General features: G+C 62.4%; 12 protein-coding genes. 2 read left to right on the forward strand and 10 right to left on the reverse strand.

Annotation, left to right across the window (positions count from 1 at the left end):
• The 6 genes from OHL11_RS07395 to OHL11_RS07420 form a co-directional block, all read right to left on the reverse strand.
• The gene (locus tag OHL11_RS07395; RefSeq protein ID WP_263370858.1) at window positions 1-768 is read right to left on the reverse strand and encodes an MgtC/SapB family protein; all 768 of its coding nucleotides are present in this window, start codon (window positions 766-768) and stop codon (window positions 1-3) included.
• Window positions 769-813: 45 nt separating this feature from the next.
• Window positions 814-2,523, reverse strand: a complete 1,710-nt coding sequence (locus tag OHL11_RS07400; RefSeq protein WP_263370859.1) for a hypothetical protein — start codon at window positions 2,521-2,523, stop codon at window positions 814-816.
• A gap of 161 nt (window positions 2,524-2,684) precedes the next feature.
• Window positions 2,685-3,614 (reverse strand): PfkB family carbohydrate kinase, encoded by a 930-nt coding sequence (locus tag OHL11_RS07405; RefSeq protein ID WP_263370860.1) that lies wholly within the window; start codon window positions 3,612-3,614, stop codon window positions 2,685-2,687.
• Window positions 3,615-3,757: 143 nt separating this feature from the next.
• A complete protein-coding gene (gene mtnP, locus OHL11_RS07410) occupies window positions 3,758-4,621 on the reverse strand; it encodes an S-methyl-5'-thioadenosine phosphorylase (RefSeq protein ID WP_263370861.1) in 864 nt (287 codons plus the stop codon).
• 41 nt (window positions 4,622-4,662) lie between these two features.
• A complete protein-coding gene (locus OHL11_RS07415) occupies window positions 4,663-6,249 on the reverse strand; it encodes a UbiD family decarboxylase (protein WP_263370862.1) in 1,587 nt (528 codons plus the stop codon).
• A 10-nt stretch (window positions 6,250-6,259) separates the two neighbouring features.
• Window positions 6,260-7,474, reverse strand: a complete 1,215-nt coding sequence (locus tag OHL11_RS07420; protein ID WP_263370863.1) for an acyltransferase family protein — start codon at window positions 7,472-7,474, stop codon at window positions 6,260-6,262.
• Window positions 7,475-7,591: 117 nt separating this feature from the next.
• On the opposite strand from OHL11_RS07420, the gene OHL11_RS07425 reads away from it, so the two are divergent.
• The gene (locus tag OHL11_RS07425; RefSeq protein ID WP_263370864.1) at window positions 7,592-8,353 is read left to right on the forward strand and encodes an energy transducer TonB; all 762 of its coding nucleotides are present in this window, start codon (window positions 7,592-7,594) and stop codon (window positions 8,351-8,353) included.
• Here the strand turns inward: OHL11_RS07425 and OHL11_RS07430 are convergent.
• The 4 genes from OHL11_RS07430 to OHL11_RS07445 form a co-directional block, all read right to left on the reverse strand.
• Entirely contained in the window at window positions 8,331-9,332 is a 1,002-nt protein-coding gene (locus OHL11_RS07430; protein ID WP_263370865.1) for a VTT domain-containing protein, read from the reverse strand. The genes OHL11_RS07425 and OHL11_RS07430 overlap by 23 nt on opposite strands.
• Window positions 9,333-9,504: 172 nt before the next feature.
• Window positions 9,505-10,101, reverse strand: a complete 597-nt coding sequence (locus tag OHL11_RS07435) for a Dps family protein (protein WP_263370866.1) — start codon at window positions 10,099-10,101, stop codon at window positions 9,505-9,507.
• 104 nt (window positions 10,102-10,205) lie between these two features.
• Window positions 10,206-11,534, reverse strand: a complete 1,329-nt coding sequence (locus OHL11_RS07440; RefSeq protein WP_263370867.1) for an HlyD family secretion protein — start codon at window positions 11,532-11,534, stop codon at window positions 10,206-10,208.
• Window positions 11,535-11,536: 2 nt separating this feature from the next.
• Complete coding sequence (locus OHL11_RS07445) at window positions 11,537-13,069, reverse strand: TolC family protein (RefSeq protein WP_263370868.1); 1,533 nt, start codon at window positions 13,067-13,069, stop codon at window positions 11,537-11,539.
• Window positions 13,070-13,260: 191 nt separating this feature from the next.
• On the opposite strand from OHL11_RS07445, the gene OHL11_RS07450 reads away from it, so the two are divergent.
• Window positions 13,261-14,349, forward strand: a complete 1,089-nt coding sequence (locus OHL11_RS07450; protein ID WP_263370869.1) for a Gfo/Idh/MocA family oxidoreductase — start codon at window positions 13,261-13,263, stop codon at window positions 14,347-14,349.
• Window positions 14,350-14,352: the final 3 nt, after the last annotated feature.

Raw genomic sequence — 14,352 nt, forward strand, 5'->3', positions numbered from 1 at the left:
TTATTCATCCTCCAGGTCGCGGAAGGTCACGACCGTGTCTGTGGCATTGCTGGCGCGAAGATCGTTGATCAAGCGCTGGTGGACGCTGCGCGTCGCGATGACCGGAAACGAGATGCGCGGCAGACCGGGAATATTCTCGTGCTGGTCGATGATGAGGTGGATACCTTCGCTGTCGAGCACATGCATGACCGCTGCGATCATGCGGCGACGCGCGGCTTCGCTGGCGGCGGTAAGCTCATCTTCGCGATGCTCGCTCGTATTAGCCGCAAGCGCGCCTGCAACGTCCGCGCGGACCTCGTAGATCATCGAATATCGCTGCCAGCCGAGCTTGCCTTCAAACGCGCCAACCAGTTGCAGCGCGCAGAGTACAAGGACGGTCGCAATGCAAGCTTCCATGTACATGCCGCCGCCGCAGGCCATGCCTATCGCCGCGACGACAAAGACCGTGGCGGCACTGGTGAGGCCGTGGATGCGCGAACGATAATGCAGGATCAACCCTGCGCCGAGGAAGCCGACACCCTGCACGATGTTCGAGGCGATCTGGCCTTTATTCGTAGAGCCGTCACCCGCGATGATGGGGCTGAGGACCGTGAAGAGCGCAGCCGCCATGCAAACGAGCAGGTTCGTACGGAGGCCGCTCATCTTGTGGCGGAGTTCGCGCTCCACGCCTACCGCTCCGCCGAGAAGGCAGGCGAGCAACAGCCGCTTGATCGACTCTTCCGAGAGGACAAGGTGTTGCGTGAGCGTGAGATGGACGCCGGTTTGCATCAAGGTTGAGGATACTACCGGCGGGTGCGGATGTGCGCGCGTCTTCTACCGCGTGGGCGCGGCGTAGAGCTCGCTCTGATAGACCGTGGCGCAGGGCTGGCCCGAGGTGCAGATCACCTCGAGTTCCTTCAAGCCTTCAGGGTGCGCCTTCACTGCAGCTTCGACCGGGTCCCCCTTCATCGCGATCACAAACTGTGCGTTGTGTGCGGGGTCCGCGAGGCCCTTCTCCCAGCTCACTTCGTCGTTTTCGCTCACCATCGAGGTGAGGTTGCGACCTGCGGTCTGCACAGCGCCGATGTGTGCCGAGGTGGACATCATCACCGGCACGTCCGGGCCGAAGCCGATAAGAACGGATGCCAACGAACGCTCGAAGGGCACGCGAGTGCTGGCGTTGACGATGCCTTCCTTCAGTACGGAGGGGATCTTGTACATCATCCAGAGGCAGTTGCCCGCGCAGAGCACCAGCGCGATGGGCTGAATGAAGCGCGCCGCCAGTATGCGCACCGTAGTGCCGGGAGCACGGAACCACAGCTCGAAGCTTTCCCCGGCGAGTGCGGCGTAGATCGCGAGCGCGGGAAGGAGTTCCATGCCGTAACGTGCGTTGTAGTACGAGTGCGGCCAGAGCTGCGGGATGAAGATCGGCACCGAGCCGTAGGCTATCGAGTAGATGTAGAACGGCAGCGGAACCCACAGCAGCGCGGCTGCGGTTTCACCGCGAAGGCTGACGGCTTGCACTGCGCGGCGCCTGGCAGAAACATACAGGCCGTAGAGCGAGGCGATCAGCAGGCCGAAGCCGGTCTCCCAGGCGGCGGCGTCCACCTGCGCGGTGCGGAGGTAGAAGAGGAGCGCCCAGGCGGGGTTGTGCCATCCGCGATAGTGTTGGCCCGGAGGCGCAGTCTTGCGCTCGATCGCCTTGGCCGAGTACGGGCCACGCATGAAGTCGAGCCAATCATGCTCGAAGTGCGCGTTGTACCAGAACCACACGAGCGGGCCCGCGACGCAGAGTAGCGTGAAGACGATGAAGCTCGTCTGCATCTTCGCGCGTTGCGGTGAGCGCCACCATGCGATGGCGAGCACAAGCCAGACGACTGCACCGATAATCCAGCCGTCGTAACGCGTGAAGACCTGACCAACGATGAGCAGGCCTGCGACGATCATGCGCGCGTTTGCGGTGGAGGGCTTCCCTGCGCGCATGGCGGCGATGGCTTCCATCGTCACCACGACGGTCCAGATGAAGAGCGCGAGGAAGAGCGTCTCGGTCATCGCAGTGGTGGAGAGATAGAGGAGGTTCGGATTGAGCGCATAGAACGCCGTGGCCACGAACGCCCAGCGCGGACGCACTAGGCTGCGAGCGAGCCGCCACACGCCCGTGACTGACAGAGCGTAGGACGCGATGGACATTGGCAGCGCTGCGAAGCCGGTCTGCCACATCGCCATGCTTTTGATGAACGGCAACATCAACAGATGAGGCAGCGGGAGCCACACTCCGCCGAGCTGCGCGAGGCCAGGGTAATGCGCGTCCACGATGCGGCGCGCAATGCCGAGGTGAGCGACGGCATCGCCATAGAGCAGCATGTACTGCTTGCGGTAGCAGACGATGAGCGCAACGAAGGCAAGGATGACGCCGAGCGCGAAGAACGGATAGATCTCGCGCTTGTCAGCGGGGGTAACGGCCTCGGGGTCCCAGGTGAAGCGTTCCTCCATCGTCGTGGGGAGCGGACGTCCGGGGCGAAGTCTGCGCTGGCGTTTCGGCATGGTGAGAGTCGTCCGTTCCTGAGAGATTACTGGTGGCTCAAACGCATATCCCCTTGCGGGGATGACGAACAAAGTGACCGGCGCAGCGGTTTCGGCGTCCTAATGATCCTGCAACCCCATGCCTCAGAATCGAGACATGGGGCACCCGATTTCTGGCTGAATTACGAGAGATGTGAGAGGTCGCGGAGCTGCTGGAAGCGGGCTTCGATGTCGGCCTTCGTGGTGTTCTCGAGGCGCTCGGTGCCGAACTTCTCGACGGCGAACGAACCCATGACTGAGCCGTAGAACATGGCGGTCTTGAAGACCTCCGGCGTGAGCTTGCCCTGCGACGCGATGTAGCCGTAGAAGCCTCCGGCGAAGGAATCGCCTGCGCCCGTCGGGTCGACGACTTCGTCGAGCAGCAGCGTGTGTACGCGGAAGGGCGCACGCTTGATGCCGTCGCCGAAGCTGCGCTCAGAGAAGAACGCGGCCGAGCCGTACTCGCCGAACTTGATGATGACCGTCTTGGGGCCAAGCTCGAGCACCTTCTCGGCAGCGCGGAGCGTGTTCGACTCACCCGTGAGCAGGCGGGCTTCCCCGTCGTTGATGAGCAGTACGTCGAGTTCCTTGAGGACGGGGAGCAGCTTCTCGCGATGCGCGCCGATCCAGTAGTTCATCGTGTCGCCGGCGACCATCTTCACACCCGCCATCTTCTTGCGAACGTCGAGTTGAAGAACAGGGTCAATGTTGGCGAGGAAGAGGAACTCGGAGTCGTTGTACTCCGTGGGGATCTTCGGCGCGAACTCGGCGAAGACGTTGAGATCGGTCGCGAGGGTGTCGGCGGCGTTGAGGTCCTTCAGGTAGGAGCCGGTCCAATGGAAGCTCTTGCCTTCGGCGCGCTCGATGCCACGCGTGTCGATGCCCTTGTCGAGCATCACCTTTTCGTTGGCTTCGGAGAAGTCTTCGCCGACGACGCCGACGACGCGGACGTCAGTGAAGAAGCTGGCAGCGAGCGAGAAGTGAGTGGCGGCGCCGCCGAGTACGCGCTCGCGCTTGCCGCTGGGCGTTTCGAGCGAGTCGAACGCGACTGAACCTACAACGAGAATGGACATGCGAATCCTTAGATGAGATTGACCAGACGTACCTCAGGAGCGAAAGCCCAGGCGTCGCCGATGCATTACGGCACGACTGAAATCGTGCCCTTTCGCTCCTTACCTCGTGCGCGGTTCACAGCGAGGTAAGGAGCGTGAGCTGCTTAGAAGTACTTTCCGAACAGCACGTCGAGCTTCTTCTTCGTCTCGGCGGGGATAGTGCTCTTGTCGGTCATGATGGCGAACTTCGCGGCGCTTTGTGCGGGCGATGCGCTGAGGTCGGTCGGCATCAGGCGAACTGCGGCCTTCACGACGTTCTGCGCGTTCGCGGCGTTCTGATGAGCTACAGCGATCACCTGCTCGACCGTCACGTCATCGTGACCTTCGTACCAGCAGTCATAGTCGGTAACCATCGCGAGCGTGGCGTAGCTGATCTCAGCTTCGCGGGCGAGCTTGGCTTCCTGCAGGTTGGTCATGCCGATAATGTCCGCGCCCCACGAGCGATAGAGGTTCGACTCGGCGCGCGTGGAGAACTGCGGGCCTTCCATGCAAACGTAGGTGCCGCCGCGCTTCACAACGAGGCCAACTTCTTCGCAAGCCTTCACGAAGGTGTCCACGACGATGTGGCAGACCGGGTCGCCAAACGCGACGTGGCCCACGACGCCTTCGCCGAAGAAGGTAGCATTGCGCGCGAAGGTGCGGTCGATGAACTGGTCGGGAACGACGAAGTCGGTGGGCTTGTGCTCTTCCTTGAGCGAGCCAACGGCGGAGATCGAGAGGATCGACTTCACGCCTGCGGCCTTCATCGCGTAGATGTTGGCGCGGAAGTTGAGTTCGCTGGGCAGGATGCGATGGCCCTTGCCGTGACGCGCGAGGAAGACAACCTTGCGGCCTTCGAGCGTGCCGAAGACGAGCGGGTCGCTAGGGTCGCCGAAGGGGGTGCTGATCTTCTCTTCGTGAACGTCGGTGAGTCCTGCCATGCCGTAGAGGCCGCTGCCGCCAATGATGCCGATTTCTGCCTGTGCCAACTGCAAATCTCCTGCGCTGATGCGCCTCTGTAAGTATACGTTTAGAGTCCGAGATCGTTGCAGATCTTCGCGACGCGCTGCTTGACGGCTTCGGGCATCGCGACCATCTGGGGCCAGCGGCGGGTGAAGCCTTCGGCGGGCCACTTGCGCGTGGCGTCAATGCCCATTTTGCTGCCGAAGTTCGGCAGGCGTGAGGCATGGTCGAGTGTGTCGACCGGGCCGAGCGTGAACTGAATGTCGCGCTCGGGGTCGATGTTGTTCGCCACGCGGAGTACGACTTCCGCGACGTCCTGCACGTCGCAGTCTTCGTCCACCACGACGATGCACTTGGTAAACATCGCCTGCCCCATCGCCCAGATGCCGTTCATCACCTTGCGCGCCTGGCCCGCGTAGCTCTTCTTGATGGAGACGAGCATGAGGTTGTGCGCGACGCCTTCAAACGGCAGGTTCACGTCGACGATTTCAGGCAGTGTGAGCTTCATGAGCGGAAGGAAAATGCGCTCAATCGCCTTCGCAATCCAAGCGTCTTCCATAGGCGGCTTGCCGACGATGGTGGCGGCGTAGATGGGGTCCTTGCGGTGCGTGATGCAGGTAATGTGGAAGACCGGATACTCGTCCTCCATGGTGTAGAAGCCGGTATGGTCGCCGAAGGGGCCTTCCGTGCGGAGCTCGCCGAGTTCGACATAGCCTTCGAGGATGATCTCGGCGTGCGCGGGGACTTCGAGGTCCACGGTTTCGCACTTCACGAGCTCGACGGGCTTGCCGCGCAGGAAGCCTGCGATGAGGTACTCCTCCACCTCGGGCGGCGCGGGAACAACGGCGGCAAAGGTCAGTGTGGGGTCGGTGCCGATGGCTACGGCGACCTCCATGCGTGAGCCGCGGATCTTCGTGACGACATGCTGCGGCGTCGCCGCAGGATCGAGCGCGGCTGTAGTACCACCAGCGGTGTGGGCCATGAGGTCGATCGCGCCGAGAACGTCATCGGTGGCGTTGCGGAGATGATCGCGGAAGTGTTCCGCGGCGACCTTCTGGCGCTGCCAGTGCATGCCGGTGGTCTTGCCGTCGTAGACATGCATGCGGTACATGCCAACGTTGCGCTTGCCGGTCCTGGGGTCCTTGGTGTGCACGCAGGGCAGCGTGATGAACGGGCCGCCGTCGCCCGGCCACGTGGTGAGGATCGGGAACTTCAACAGGTCGACATCTTCGCCATGCAGGATCACCTGTTTGCACGGAGCGTTCTTCGCGGAGACGACCTTGGGGAAGAACGAACCGATCTCGGCGAGCTTCGGCAGGAGCTTCAGCTTGTCCACCAGCGAGGTGGGCGGAACGGGGTGCAGGAGCGTGTCAATGCGATCGGCGATAGCGTCGAAGTCGTTGGTTTCGAGCGCCAGTTTCATGCGGCGTTCGGAACCGTACTGGTTCATGAGTACGCGCGCGCCTTTGTAGCCCTTCACGTTTTCAAACAACAACGCGGGCCCGCCGGGGCGAGCGGTTCCCTTGCCCGATTTGGCGGCGCGGTCGGCGATCTCGCCCATCTCAAGCACAGGCGAAACCTCGGCTTTGATGCGCTTCAGTTCACCCGCGCGGTCCAGCGCGTCGATCCAGTCACGAAGAGATTCAAACGGCAATGCAGTTACCTCAGATCTTCAGGAAGATGCGCTTATGCCACAGCGCCCAGTTGGGGAGAAAGCAGAAGCAGACGAACGCGATGCCGAAGGCCAGCGAGGTCCACTCGTTGGAGTGATGGTGCGAGAAGCCGTGCGTATAAATGCTCGACCAGAGGCTATGCGCTTCGCCGTTGGCGTCGTAGTAGCGAACGGCGAGCAGGATCTTCACGATCGCGTTCGAGAACGCAAAGGCGAAGATGGCGTTGGAACCGAAGACGAACCACGGCCACGTACTCACACGCAGCCACATGGGCCAGCGCTCGGTGCGACCGTCCACCAGGACGGAACAGAACGCGAGCGTCAGCATGAACAGGCCCGCGGTGAAGAGCACGTAGCTGCCGGTCCAGAGGTTCTTGTTCAGCGGGTACCAGTGCGACCAGGCAAGGCCAGCGAGCACGAGCGGCACGCCGAAGCTGATAAGCATCAGCCGCATGCGCTCGAAAGAGAGGCGGCGCATCATAAGGCCGCACATGGCACCGAGCAGCGTTGTCGCAAGCGATCCCAGCGTGCTCAGCACGCCTTCGGGGTCGCTGGTGCGCAGGTACAGCGTGCCGGTGTAGAACCAGTGCTGCGTGAAGGTGACGACTGCTCGATCGACGTAGGCCGCGATGTTATCGACGGGGTCGAGGAAGCCGATCCAGTCGCCCGGTGCACCGACGTGTGGCACAGGGATGAAGCGCAGCATCGCCCAGTAGCCCACCAGCAGCGCGATCACGATGCCGCCGAGCACACGCAGGTTCCGCGTGAAGAGCAACAACAGGCTCGCGAGCAGATAACAGATGGCGATGCGCGGCAGCACGCCGAAGAAGCGGAAGCCCGTCCAGTTCATGCGTGGGAAGAACGACAGCACGAAGGCCAGCAGCCAGAGACGTGCAGCGCGGCTGACGACGTGGTGCGCGAGCTTGCCGCGGTTCCCTGCTTTTTCCGCACGCGAGGCGAGCGAGAAGACCGATGAGATACCGACAACAAAGAGGAAGCACGGAAAGACGAGATCGGTGAGCGTGCAGCCGTTCCACTTGGAGTGGTCGAGTTGGCGGAAGACGTGCCCCCAGTCGCCGGGATCGTTGACCAGGATCATCAGCGCGATGGTGATACCGCGCAGCATGTCGACGGAGAGCACGCGACGCGGGCCCTTGATGTGCTGCTCGACCTGCTCGGTCGCTTCGTGTTGTGCGGCAAGGCTCACTCTTTGATCTTCTCCGATCTTGCGGTGTGGAACAACGTTACACGGTGCGGTGTCTAAGCGTGCAGATCCGCATCACTCGCTAGATGCGCCTCGATGATTCATTCGCGGAGGTGCGCCATGTTTGAGAGTTCGTTGATGGAGTCTGCCGTTGCCACAGGGCCGAAAAATCGTTGGCCCGCGGTCGTGTCGGTCGGTTTGCAAGCCATGATTGCGGTGGCGCTTGTGACGGTGCCGTTGCTGCATCCGGCCACGCTGAATACGCTGCCCAAGCTGATGACGCTGGAGCTTCCACCGTTGCCGCAGCCGCCTGCACCGCATCCGCCAGAGATGCCGAGGGTGCGTGTGATGACCGGGATGGCTGACGGCCCTGCAGGGCCGGTGGTGGAGACGCTGAACCATGCGGTCATCGGCCGTGTGACGCCTGCGCCGTTGTCCGATCTGCCGCCGCAGACGAGTCCGACGCTGGCGTTCGGGAGCGCGGACGGCTCGACCGACGCGCTGAACGCGGTGATGCGTGGAGGTGCTGTGGGTACCGGGCCGCGAGGCGTCTCAGTCGTTCCGGCGTCGGGCGGAGGTGGGTCGGCCGTGAGCCATGCGGCGATTTCAAGCGGAGTCTCTGCGGGGCTGCTGCTTGCGCCGATTCAGCCGGTGTACCCGGCGATCGCAAAAGCCGCAGGACAGAGCGGAACAGTGCGTGTGGTCGCGACGATCTCGGCTGCAGGGCGCGTTGAGAATGCGCGCGCAGTCAGCGGGCCGGTAATGCTTCAGGCCGCAGCCGTAGATGGCGTGCGGACCGCGCGATACCGGCCGTACATGCTGAATGGCAAGCCGACCGAGGTCGAGGCGACCTTCGAGATCAATTTCCGTTTGCGGGAGTGATGGGAAGCGCCACGATCTGCGTCGCTGGGGGTGCTGCAGGGCGTGTGATGGCGTCGACCGGGAAGCCGGCGTCACGCCAGCCCTGCAGCCCGCCGCGCAGAGGACGCACCTTACGCACACCGAGTTTGCGAAGTTGCAGCGCGATGCGAGCGCTGGTCTCTTCGCTGGGGCAGGTGCAAAAGAGCACGATGTCACGCTCCTGCGGGATGAGCGCACGGGACTTAACGAGTTCTTCTGGCGGGATGTGCAGAGCGCCGGGAAGCGTCTGCGGGTCATCACGAACATCGATCGGATGGCGGAGATCGACGATGAAGGGGCGCTGCTTGCCGATGCGATCGGCGTCGCCAATCATCGCCATCAGCTGGCCGGGCTCAAGGCGTAGACCGCGGAGTTCGTTGAGGAACAGGCGCCACCGCACAAAGCGATAGGTGAACACGGCGACGACGAGCAACAAAATAATGGGTGCGCCATGGCGCACGCCCATACCGAGCAACTCATGCGAACGGCGCACAAGGTCGCCGATGAAGCGGCCCGCGAAGAGCCACGCTGAGGCCCACAGCAAAGTGCCCGCCAAGTCATAGGTGAGGAATTCGCCGTAAGGAATGCGTGCCTGACCAGCGATGGGTGCGGCCATCGTGTTCAGGCCGGGCACCCATTTGCTGAAGAGCAGGACGACCGGTCCACGCTTGGTGACGCGGGTTTGCGCGTTCGTAACGCAGTTGTCGGCTTCGAGCGAGAACTTGCAAAGAAGCTGCAGAAACCGCGTCCCGAAACGTTTGCCGAGCATGTACCAAAGCGAGTCTGAAACGAGGCAGGCGAGGAGGATCAGCAGGATCGAATACGAAACATGCAGTTTGTGCGCGGCAGACATGGTGCCCGCGGCGATCATGATCGGGAACGACGGAATCGGCACACCGGCCTGTTCGATCAGCACCCAGCCAAAGATGACCGAGTAAGCATGATGCAAGAACAGCCGCATGGCCCAACTCATTTGCAATTCCCTCTATGGGTGTAGATGCACCACGTGTGAACAGGATGCGACACCTATCGGAATTGTCGGCTCACGCCAACGCAAAAGCAATGGCCGCCTGAGGAATATCCTCGGCGGCCGTTGCGTTGTGTCTCGTTTTGCCAATTCCAGTCGCTTTCGACTACTCCGCGTAGGTGAGCGGCATGTCTACGAGATGCTGACCGATGAACCAGCTCTGCAGCTCATTGCCGCGCAGAATGTCAGAGACGACCATATCGTTGGTGCCGTCGTCGCCCGCTTCATCTGCAGCTTCTGCGATATCGTGGCAGTCCTGCATGATCGTCTTGTGTGCCTCGAGCAGACGAGCAATCTGCACCGGCACTTCTTCGCGTCCGCGCGGCGGAGCGGGGATCTTCGTGACTTCAGCCACGTCGCCGCCCATCGCGATCGAGACGCCGCCAAGCAGCTGGATGCGCTCTGCGATCGTATCCACCATCTCTACCTGCTGCTCGAAATGCTTGTCGAAGAGCAGATGGAGCTGCATGAAGGTCGGCCCTGCGACCTGCCAGTGGTGCTTCTTGTACATGTCGCGAAGCTGGATGGAGTCAGCGAGGAGCTGGTTGAGTTTCTTACACATGTCGGCGCGAACCTTCGCGTCCAAACGATGCGGGAGATCCTGCACCACGTCGCCCCACTTCTGAATTTCGCGGGCCTTCTGGTGCCAGTTCTCGGTGACAAAATCTTTCTTGCCTTCAACCTTCTTAAGTGCGACTGCCATGGTTTAAATCTCCTCTCCAAGCTAGGATGCGAAATCCTGCGGCGAAGTTTGCACAAGAAAAACGCGAGAGCCGAAGCTCTCGCGTTTCCGTGTTCCTGCTGGATTTACTTGATGTGAACGCTGGGGACCACGCTCATGCCGGGGCGAAGTGCGTTGTCGCCGTTCTCCTTATCCAGGTTCGTGAAGTCGATGCGAACGGGGATACGCTGCACCACCTTCACATAGTTGCCGGTAGCGTTCTCCGGCGGGAAGAGGCTGAGGCGCGAACCCGTAGCACCGCCCACCTGCGTGATCTTGCCCTCAAAGTGACGGCCGCCGAGGGCATCCACTTCGATGTCGACCTTCTGGTCCTTCTGCATCTTGGCAAGCTGCGTTTCCTTGAAGTTCGCGGTCACCCAGAGGTTCCTGAGCGGCACGATCGTCAGGAGGTCCTGACCCACGCCAAGGTTCTCGCCGACATCTACGTTCTTCTTCGAAACGATGCCGTCGATGGGAGCCACGATCTTCGCGTACGAGAGGTTCAGCTTAGCCTGATCGACCTTCGCCTGAGCCTGCTGCACCGATGCGAGAGCTGCGTTGGCCTTCGCCTGCTGCACCTTCACCTGCTGCGGAGCGTTCTGACGGGACTGTACGTCCTGCGCCTGAGCGCGAGCGAGCTGGGCCTCAGCTGCAGTGACCTGCTGCTGCGAAGCGGCTGCCGAGCGTTCTGCCTCGTCCAACTGAGCCTGCGTTGCGGTCGCCGTCGCCACAGCCTGATCGAACTGCTGCTTGGAGATCACGTCCTTGGCAACGAGCGGCGTGTAACGATCGACGTCGATCTTCGCCTTGAGCGCGTTGGCCTTAGCCTGCGCGATGCGCGAGCGAGCGGCCTCGGCATTCGCCTGGGCCTGCTGCACGGTGGCCACGTTGTTCGCCACGCCGGTGTTCGAGGTCTGCACATCGGTGCGGACGTTCACGCCGGTGATCGGCACGTTGACCGACTCCTGTATGTACTGCGCCTGCGCCGTTGCAAGGCTGGCTTCAGCCTGCTCGAGGGCAACCTGCAGATCCTTGGGGTCGAGCTCGGCGATCGGATCGCCAGCCTTCACCATCTGCTGATCGGTCACGTCCACGTGGATGACCTGTCCGGCCACACGGGCACTGACCTGGAAGAGGTCGCCGTCTACCTGTGCGTCATCGGTGTCTTCGGTGAAGGTCGAGCGCCAGTAGAAGAAGCCCGCGCCGAGCACGAGCAGCACGACGACGATCAAGATGATCGCCTTGCGCTTGGAGCTCTTCTCCGGTGTCTCCTCAGGCTGCTGATCCTTCTTGCCGTCCTGCGGCTGGCCCTGCTGGGCGTTTCCACCCTGCGGCTGGATCTGGACGGTGCCTGAGATCTGCGCGGTCTGCGCACCTTCCGGCTGTTGTTGATGCTGATCGTTATTATCCGCCACGCTTACTTTCCTCCGAGATAATCCTGCGAATTCGTTGCCGCTACACCCAGCGCACGAGCCAATGCAAGCTTCGCGATGTTGTGCTGGTAGAGCGCGCTAATGTACTGATCGTTGGCCTGCTGGAACTGCGTCTGCGCCTGCGAAACGGGGAGCGAGTCCGCGACACCCACATGGAAGCGCTGCTGCGCTTCGCTGAGGGCTTCACGAGCCAGTTCCACATTGCTCTGCGCTGCATCCACCAGCTTGGCCGAGCTTTGAATATCCAGAATGGCGTCGCGAACATCCGCGTTCACCTGCTGCACCTGGTCCGAGTACGAGGCCTTCGCCTGGTCCAACTGGGCCTGTGCAACATCCTGGTCACCGTGCATCTTGGCGATCTGCAGCACCGGGGTGCTGAGGGTGCCCTGCGCGGTGAAGGTGCCGTGCGAGTGAGCCGGCGTCGTTCCGAGGTCACCGTAGTCGCCGGAGAAGCTGAGCGCCGGAAGCTGTTCGGTCACCGCAGCCTTCTTGGCCGACTCCGCAGCCTTCAGCTTTTCCGCTGAAGCAGCGAGATCCTTGCGAGCCGCGAGCGCAGACTGGAAAGCCGCGTTCGGGTCAGGGGTCTCCAATGTCTTATAAGGAGCCGAGTCCGATAGCGTGAACTTCTGGTCAAGCGGCAGACCAATCACGCGCGCCAGAGCCAGCTTGTCCTTCTCGAGCGAGTTCGTCGTCGAGATCAACTGCTGCTGCTGCGTCTGCACGTCCACCTGCGTACGAAGCACATCGATGCGCGGCGCGGTGCCGGCTGCGTGGTTGTCGCGTGCCTGCTTGGCCGAGAGTTCAGCGGTCTGCAACTCAGCCTGAACGGCGTTGATGCGGGCCTGATCGGCGATGCAGAGCAGATAGGCGTTGCCCACGGAGAGCACCACGAGGTCGCGAGCATCCTGCGCGGTCAGCTTGGCAGCCTCAAAGTTGTGCTTGGCGGCAACGTAGTTGTTGATCGACTGCACATTGATGAGGTTCTGCGTCAGATAGGCGCGGAAGTCGAAGACCTGGAAGGGTCCGATGATCGGGTTGATGCCGGGGAACTTCAGGCCGTAAGCCGCGAGATTCACCTGCTCCACCGTATAGGTGGCGGCGGCGGTCACGGTCGGCAGCAACTGCTGGAGCTGCTGCAGGCGCTCGCCACTGGCCTGCTTTTGCGAAGAGCTCTGCAGCACCAGGCCGAGGTTGTTCTTCAGGCCGCGCTGGATCGCGTCATCGATCGTCAGGGCGAGGACGTCCTGCGTCGCCTTATCGCGGACGATCGACCCTTTGTAGCTCGGGTCGTTCGATCCCTGCGTCGGCGTGACCGACGGGCCGGGCTGCGAAAGCTGCTGCTGGATGCCCTGGACCTGCTGGATGGCGCTGCCGGAGCTGGCACCTGATCCCTGCGAAGAACCCGGGCCGCCTGTCTGCGCGGCGGCAGACGCACTCAGAGCAGCCATGACGGCAAGCGTCACGGCGCACAGACGGGCGTTGGGCCTCGCGGTCACTCGGTGAATATTTTCAGACATATCGTTCATCGTAAATGGTGGCCTGCCCACTGGTTCGCCCAATCGCCCGGAACGGGCAGGTTGAACCGTGAGAAATAGGGCCGTCCCTTAGAAGATGCTGAAAGGAGGCAAAGGTATGCAAAAAGTAAGTGAAGATTTCCTCAGATCTTGCGGCCGGGGCTCCCGGAGGACAGAGCGGTAGACTGGGCGACATGAGCAATTCCCTGCCGATTCGCGTCGCCGTCGTGGGATTTGGCCTTGGTGGCCGGGTCTTTCATTGCCCTTTTGTCAGCGCAGTTCCGGGGCTGGAGCTGGCCGGAATCGTGCAGCGCCGTGGCGACTCCGCCGCAGAAGCGTACCCCTCGGCCACGATTTTTCGCTCCTCTGAAGAGATGCTCGCCGATCCGTCGATCGATCTCGTCGCGGTCACTACGCCGAACGAGACACACTTCCCGCTGGCGAAGGCCGCTCTGGAAGCGGGAAAGCACGTCGTGGTCGACAAACCGATGTGCGGAACCTCAGCGCAGGTGCGCGAACTCATCGACCTCTCCAAGGTGCAAGGCAAGGTGCTCGCGCCCTTCCACAACCGTCGCTTTGACGGTGATTTTCTTACCGTGAAGAAACTGCTGGCGGAGGGAGCTCTGGGCCGCGTGGCGCAAATCTTCTCGCGTTTCGAGCGTTTCCGTCCTGAACCCCGCGCAGGCAGCTGGAAAGAAGCGAGCGGCGACGATACCGGCCTGCTCTTTGATCTCGGGCCGCATGTTGTCGATCAGGCGCTCGCCCTCTTCGGCACTCCCGCCCGCGTCTCCGCTTCGGTCCGCCGCGAGCGCGACCAAACTGCGATCGATGACGCCTTTACCGTGGTGCTCGAGTACGACCAGCCCGCGTTGCGCTATACCTGCGAGGCCACGCTGCTCTCTGCCGAGCCGCAGCCGCGCTTCGTCGTGCAGGGTACGCGCGGAAGCTACGTCAAGCACGGGGTTGACCCGCAGGAACCGGCGCTGGTCGGAGGGGCGCAAGTGCCGCCGACCGAGTCTGCAGAGCCTTGGCTGGATGAGCCGGAGTCCGCCTGGGGGCGGCTGACGGTCTCCGACGAGACAGGCGATCCGGCCTCGCTGAAGACCGCGCCGCTGCGCACGGAGACCGGCGACTACCGCCGCTTTTACGCAAGCGTGCGTGATGCGGTGCGAGGCGAGGCCCCGCTCGCGATCCCGGCAGAGGACGCTTTCCGCGTCGCACGACTGTTGGAGCTGGCGTTGGCCTCCAGTCGCGAGCGTCGTACCCTGGCGGTTGAGCTGTAGTGG

Origin of the sequence: Granulicella cerasi (assembly GCF_025685575.1) — a bacterium.
GTDB classification, from domain to species: Bacteria; Acidobacteriota; Terriglobia; order Terriglobales; family Acidobacteriaceae; genus Granulicella; species Granulicella cerasi.

Bases quoted from the DNA above. Each gene is read 5' to 3' on its own strand.
- OHL11_RS07395 (WP_263370858.1), bottom strand. From the start codon at position 768: ATGCAAACCGGCGTCCATCTCACGCTCACGCAACACCTTGTCCTCTCG.
- OHL11_RS07400 (WP_263370859.1), bottom strand. From the start codon at position 2,523: ATGCCGAAACGCCAGCGCAGACTTCGCCCCGGACGTCCGCTCCCCACG.
- OHL11_RS07405 (WP_263370860.1), bottom strand. From the start codon at position 3,614: ATGTCCATTCTCGTTGTAGGTTCAGTCGCGTTCGACTCGCTCGAAACG.
- OHL11_RS07425 (WP_263370864.1), top strand. From the start codon at position 7,592: ATGTTTGAGAGTTCGTTGATGGAGTCTGCCGTTGCCACAGGGCCGAAA.
- OHL11_RS07430 (WP_263370865.1), bottom strand. From the start codon at position 9,332: ATGCGGCTGTTCTTGCATCATGCTTACTCGGTCATCTTTGGCTGGGTG.
- OHL11_RS07435 (WP_263370866.1), bottom strand. From the start codon at position 10,101: ATGGCAGTCGCACTTAAGAAGGTTGAAGGCAAGAAAGATTTTGTCACC.
- OHL11_RS07445 (WP_263370868.1), bottom strand. From the start codon at position 13,069: ATGTCTGAAAATATTCACCGAGTGACCGCGAGGCCCAACGCCCGTCTG.
- OHL11_RS07450 (WP_263370869.1), top strand. From the start codon at position 13,261: ATGAGCAATTCCCTGCCGATTCGCGTCGCCGTCGTGGGATTTGGCCTT.